Annotated in this window: 3 protein-coding genes and 1 pseudogene; 2 read left to right on the forward strand and 2 right to left on the reverse strand. The window is 42.4% G+C overall.

Features of this window, described 5'->3' with window-relative positions:
• Positions 1-222: 222 nt before the first annotated feature.
• Both mobC and ACYZZR_RS13215 read right to left on the reverse strand, forming a co-directional pair.
• Positions 223-2,234 (reverse strand): annotated as a pseudogene (mobC, locus tag ACYZZR_RS13210) (conjugal transfer protein MobC).
• 139 nt (positions 2,235-2,373) lie between these two features.
• Positions 2,374-2,958 carry a hypothetical protein gene (locus ACYZZR_RS13215; RefSeq protein ID WP_461534482.1) on the reverse strand — a complete coding sequence of 195 codons (585 nt, stop codon included), beginning with the start codon at positions 2,956-2,958 and terminating at the stop codon, positions 2,374-2,376.
• A 26-nt stretch (positions 2,959-2,984) separates the two neighbouring features.
• On the opposite strand from ACYZZR_RS13215, the gene ACYZZR_RS13220 reads away from it, so the two are divergent.
• Together ACYZZR_RS13220 and ACYZZR_RS13225 are read left to right on the forward strand one after the other, a co-directional pair.
• A complete protein-coding gene (locus tag ACYZZR_RS13220; protein ID WP_461534483.1) occupies positions 2,985-4,049 on the forward strand; it encodes a hypothetical protein in 1,065 nt (354 codons plus the stop codon).
• Between the two features lie 950 nt (positions 4,050-4,999).
• Positions 5,000-6,403: SulP family inorganic anion transporter (locus ACYZZR_RS13225; protein WP_461534484.1), on the forward strand; the 1,404-nt coding region annotated here is incomplete at its 3' end.

Genomic DNA, 6,403 nt, shown 5'->3' on the forward strand with positions numbered 1-6,403 from the left:
ATCGTCCGTGTATTTTCTAACACCTTCATTGTGTGATCGACGCCATATGGTACAGTTCTGAAAATATTTTTCATCTCTTTGATTACTTGGTCTAATTTCTCTGATTCTCCCCTGTCCTTATATTTCATATCACATTATTTTCTGCTAAGGTCTCAAGAATAAAAAAATCAGGCAATGAACCTATGTTAAGTAATCTCTTTAGTGGTTGAAAAAACTTATGGTTTACGTGTCAGAACAATCTGTGTTTAACAAATGCTGTAAATCGGGGTCGTTCTTAATCCGCTCCATTTCGCTTTCGACAATCTGCATAACGTCCGCTTTGACCTGCCTGTAATTGGCTTCAATGACCTGCGTCATATTATCGTCGCCGTTTTCATCGGTAAAGGATAATATCTGCGGTATCTTCTTATACGCTTTGGTTTCGGCAGAAACCTTTTCGTTATCCACCACGATTTCAGCATGGAAGATTTTCTGCTCGATACGCTCATCGAAGTTATCAGAAACAGACCCCACGAACATACCCTGTGTAAGCGTGGATATTTTGGATGCAGGTATAAGCGTGTCCAGTTGGGTGGATATAGATGTGGATTTATCATTGCGGTTGATGGTGATGCTCTGACGTTTCTGCAACACTTTGCCAAAACGCTCACTTAGATTTTTAGCCGTTTCGCCCACTACCTGACCGGAGAATACATTACCCACCGTATTTTGGATGACCTTGCTTTCCTTGTCGCCATAATCCCTTATCAATTGTGAATAGTCTTGAAAGCCTAAGCATACTGCCACCTTATTGCTACGTGCCGTTGCGATAAGGTTATCCAGTCCTCGGAAATATATCGTAGGCAACTCGTCTATGATAACGGAACTTTTTAACCGTTCTTTCTTATTGATGAGTTTTACAATCCTCGAATTGTACAATCCTAAAGCGGACGAATAGATATTTTGACGGTCGGGATTATTGCCCACGCATAAGATTTTCGGTTCTTGGGGGTTGTTGATGTCCAGTGAAAAATCATCACCCGTCATCACCCATAAAGCTGTGGCGAAATCATCCGTGACAATGGAATTTTTGCCGATGCTATCTGCCCCTGCAACTGGTCTTGCGCTCCGCCCTGCCACGCATCCATGAAAGCCGAAAGATAGTTTTCAAGTTCGGGATATGAGGTAAGTATCGTAAAAACATCTGCATATTTTTTATTCAGCAATTCAATAGCATGGGGAAACGTACAATACTTTCCGTCTTCATAGATTTTCAGAAACCAAATGATGGAAGCAAGCAATATAATTGGGCTTTCCGCGAAAAAATCCCCTTGCTTGGTTATCCAGCTACGATTGAGGTTAAGCATGATAGTGTATGCCGCTTCGTAAGCATCAGATATATCTGTCATAAATGCGGGGCTTAGCGGATTGCATCGGTGGCTCCGGAGTGGGTCGTCAAAGTTGATGACGTAAAATTTGGGCTTTACCTTATACTTATCGCTATGCTTTAACAGGTGGTTATAGGCAATGGTAGAAAGGTTGTCGAACTTGAAGTCGTAGATGTACATCGAAAAGCCCTTTTCGATGTGTTGCTTGATGTAGTTGTTTACGATGGCATACGATTTTCCTGAACCCGGAGTACCCAACACAATTGAGGCTCGAAAAGGATTGACTACGTTAATCCAGCCATTGTTCCATTTACCTTTGTAGTAAAACTTCGTGGGAAGATTAACCGAGTATTCGTTTTCCATCAACTTGGTTTCCTGCTGAAAACTTTCGTTCTCGTTGTTGAAAACATCGTCCATCAGGTTGTTGCGGAGTAGTCGGCTCATCCATATCCCTGCCATGAGCAAGGCTATATATCCCAAACTCGTTGTAAGGATGTAAAGCGATGTGGCAATCCCTGCCGACAGCTTTAGCAATGGTGTGTTCAGAAAAAACAGCACAAAGCCTATGGCTAAGGCGGTATAAATCTTAGCCCATGTTATCTTTTCATTCTTTACGCCCTTAGTACCGAGACAGCTTAACGCCAACAACAGCAAGGCAAAAATTTTGGTGTAAAGGGTGTGTGAAAAAAGCCCTGCGGTACGGTTGAAGTTGGTCAATATCTTACCGATAATTTCCAGTGTCCATCCACGTTCGGCAAAGAACCCGTAACAGAACCAATAAAAGTGCATCAGGACCAAAAGAATACTTACGGCACGCATAAAAGCCATGATTTTGGCTAATCCTCTCAAATCGTCTTCTCCTTGCATAACAAAAAAAATTAGTGATGCAGGGAATTTAGAGGCTATTTAAAAGCACTTTTACAAAGGGGTGTCGGATGGCTTTTGGTGGCAATAGTTGGCTATGGAAATCGGTTACAGTGAAGAACTGTAACCGATGATAACTATTCTAAAAGAAAAACTCGCCCTCTGTTTTGTATCCTTTTGCTATTTGAGTAGGAAGATTAAATAATTCCTCTTTATCTACATTTCTTGTGTAGATGTCATAAATTCTCTCTTTGCCTTTTCCCTGAATAAACTTTCCGGTTTTTCTTTCAAACCAAGCGGTAGTTGTAACACCTACAATTTTTTTGTAGTGTTGTCTTTTTGCGAGAGGGCTTGTTGTGGTAAATCGCTCACGACTGTTTCCGCTAAGGTTAGCTTGTGGATGTTGGCTGTGGTCATATTTCCACCACACTGATATCCTTAGTTCTTCGTACCCTATATCCTGCCATAGTACAACAGACGGATAACCAAATAAATCAGTAAATAAATGTCCATCTTCATTATCCGTAGGTGAGTAGTCCAGTGAGATAAGACCTTTATCAAGTAAAATATTTATCCCTGCAACAAGTAGATTTCTATAAGGATTGACTGCTTTTTGAGTGGTTGAAGGCTTGGTTTGAGTAATACCCTGTTCTAAGTTTTCTTTAAGATTTGTTTGGCTTGCATCTTTATTGGCATTCCAGTAAGAGATGTGTACATAGAAGACCATTCGGCAAAATCTTTCAAACGTCCAGATTGGATTTACAAGAACATGGTTATAGTAATAAAGCGATATCCAATGCTTTAATACCACTAAATCAAAACCAACAATTGTGGGATTTCATTGCATCTTTGAATGAAGAAATTGAGAATGAATATTGGGAAAATGTCAACCCAAATTTTTACGGAGTGTCCGAGAGCGAAATAACGTTTGGGATAAATAAGCTTCTAAAATACAAGCGTTTCTTTTCTGCTATTGATGTTTCTAATCACTTTATAGATGAAATACCAAGTAATCTTCTTTCCGAAATACTTTTTAAGGCGGGAACAGAAGAAGCGAATGAAGCACCACGATTTAAAGGATATGAGATTGAGCGGATTTTTGAAGAACTTGATAAGCGAAAAGATATTGATAAATCTACGCTAATTAAATTAGAATGGCTATTTCTACCACTATTGGATTCTTATGGTACGAGACGGAATCCCAAAGTTTTAGAAGAAGAATTGGCTAACAATCCCGATTTTTTTATCGAAATTTTAAAATGGGTTTATCTACCAAAAGATAGGGCATTATTGGAAAAAGAAAGAGAGGGGTTTTCTGATAACTTAAACCTAAACAGAGCGAAACAAGCCTATCATTTACTTCATTCTTGGAAAAAAATACCGGGTATGAAAGAAGATAAATCCATCGATACAACAACATTGCAAGAATGGGTTCTTAAGGTAAGACAATTGGCAAAAGCAGTTGATAGATTAGAAGTTGCCGATTCCGAAATTGGAAAGATATTGGCTCAATATCCCGAGAATATCCCTGAATGGCCACAGGAGGCGATATTTCAAGCCATTGAGGAGATAAATACCCGTAGTATTAAAAGTGTTTATTCTACGGCTATGTTCAAAAAAAGAGGTTCTACCACAAGAGGCCCTTACGATGGAGGAAATATCGAGCGAGCAAAAGCCCGCTACTTCGAAAAATTAGAGACAGATTTCCAGTACAAATACCCAAATGTCGCTGAAATATTTAAACACATGAAACAACGATATTTGGAGGACCCAAAGAGAGAAGACGAAGAGGCTCAACGTAACAAGTTAGAGTACTAAAATCAAAATTTTCGAACCTTCGGCGTATTCAATGACTGTTTAGGTTGATTGACTACTAAATCACGCTGATATGGACTGTCTCTTAATTGATTTAATCGCCTTAAATCTTCTAAAAAAGAGTTCGAGTTTTGTACCTGTGGGTTCACCAGTAAAGGCAGTAAGATGCTTCAACGAGCCCCAGCGAAAGTTGGGGTTTTATGTTTTAGGACGGCGATGTAGTACTGGACATTTTTTCTTCTTATGAAAGAGAGGCAGACCCCAGGGAAGGGGTTTTTCTTTTTGTGCGCCCAGCATGGGTGATAACTTTAGGGTGAAAGTCCCGAACACGCCTTTACAGTAGGAAGTGCTAGCCTAAGACAAGGGTGTCCATCGCGAGGTGGAATCTGAAGGAAGTCATCGGCGGCAAACCCTCGGCCTGACGAACAGAAACTACATATAAGGCTCAATTTGCTGGATGAGGTTGCAAAACAAACCAAAGTCCAATACTGTACGGAAGCAACAGAGTAAATGTGGCAGGTAGATGAGGGGAAAGTTATCGTTCTTACCTGGGGAGGTCTCACGGACGCACGTATTTTTATGTGCGGATAACAATTGTCGTGAGAAGTCAGCAGAGACCATAGTACCGAATTGTAAATTGGTTTGGGAAGGGTCGAACCTCGCAGTAGGAGGATAAAAAATGAATGTTACCTAATGGTCTTAGGGTGTCAGATGCTCATTGAGAGACTCCTTGCTAGAAAGATAGGTCAGAAACCGAAAAATAGGCAAGAGTGACATTTATCCAAAGGGATAACTGAAAGCAACATCTTACACATTCGAAAGAATGTCAAAGCGAGGAACCGCCGTATACGAGAACCGTACGTACGGTGGTGTGGGAGGTCGAAGCGGGGGTTAATCCCGCTTCTCCTACCCGATTCTACTCTATTATCTAATAACCTTATTTACCAAGCGATTTGAACAAAGTCATTAATCTTTTCGATTTCTCACAGAAAGTAGACTACAAAACAGAAATTTTGGCGGGGCTTACTGTGGCCCTTGCCCTTGTCCCGGAGGCTATTGCTTTTGCCATTATTGCGGGATTCTCGCCTTTAACGGGATTATACGCCGCCTTTGTAATGGGCCTTGTTACCTCCATATTCGGTGGTAGACCGGGTATGATTTCCGGGGCTACCGGAGCCATTGCGGTGGTACTTGTTAGCCTGAGTCTTTCCCACGGACCAGAGTACATATTTGCCACGGCCGTGCTTGCCGGAATTTTGCAGGTGATTGCGGGAGTATTTCGTCTGGGAAAATTTATCCGGATGGTGCCTCAATCCGTGATTTTTGGATTTGTCAATGGACTGGCCATTGTGATTTTTATGTCCCAGCTGGTTCAGTTCAAAGCCCCTAATGAGGCTGGAGAGCTGGTCTGGATGAGCGGTACCCCGCTTTACACCCTGTTGGGACTGGTCTTGCTCACCATGCTGATCATCTGGGGTCTTCCCAGGCTGACCAAGGCATTTCCGTCCTCTCTTGCAGCTATTTTAACGGTCTTTGCCGTAGTAGTTATTTTTGGAATAGACACCCGGTCCGTTGGAGACATTGCTTCAATTGAAGGAGGTTTCCCTCCCTTCCACATTCCTCAGGTGCCCTTTACCTGGGAAACACTTATGATCATTTTCCCCTATGCTGCCATTTTTGCCGCTGTGGGGCTCATTGAAAGTTTACTGACCCTGAATATCGTAGATGAAATTACCGAAACTCGGGGCAATGCCAACCGCGAATGTGTCGCACAGGGTTCGGCCAACTTCCTGTCAGGTCTTTTCTCAGGAATGGGTGGATGTGCCATGATTGGCCAAAGCCTTATTAATGTATCCTCCGGAGCCCGGGCCCGGCTATCAGGTATTGTGGCGGCGATCAGCCTGCTTCTATTTATCATGTTCGCTGCGGATGTTATCGAGCTGGTTCCCATGGCAGCTTTGACCGGAGTGATGATTATGGTCCCTATTGGGACTTTTGAGTGGGCCAGCTTCCGTACCTTCCGAAGGATGCCCAAATCGGATGTCCTGGTTATGGTACTGGTAACGGTGGTTACAGCGGTCTTGCATAACCTGGCGCTGGCGGTAATTGTCGGGGTAATTATTTCAGCCCTGGTTTTTGCCTGGGATAATGCCAAGAGGATACGTGCCCGTAAGCGGATTGATGAAAATGGTGTAAAGCATTATGAAATTTACGGACCCCTGTTTTTTGGTTCGGTTCAGGCTTTCAATGAAAAGTTTGATGTACTCAACGATCCGGAAGAAGTGGTCATTGATTTCTCGGAAAGCCGCATCGTCGATATGTCCGGTATTGAGGCCGTTAATAAACTCACGGAGCGC

This window comes from Sinomicrobium sp. (assembly GCA_029266035.1).
Classification (GTDB): Bacteria; Bacteroidota; Bacteroidia; order Flavobacteriales; family Flavobacteriaceae; genus Sinomicrobium.

What these genes read in the sequence shown, in the direction of transcription:
- ACYZZR_RS13215 (WP_461534482.1), bottom strand. Translation starts at nt 2,958, where the DNA reads ATGGTCTTCTATGTACACATCTCTTACTGGAATGCCAATAAAGATGCA.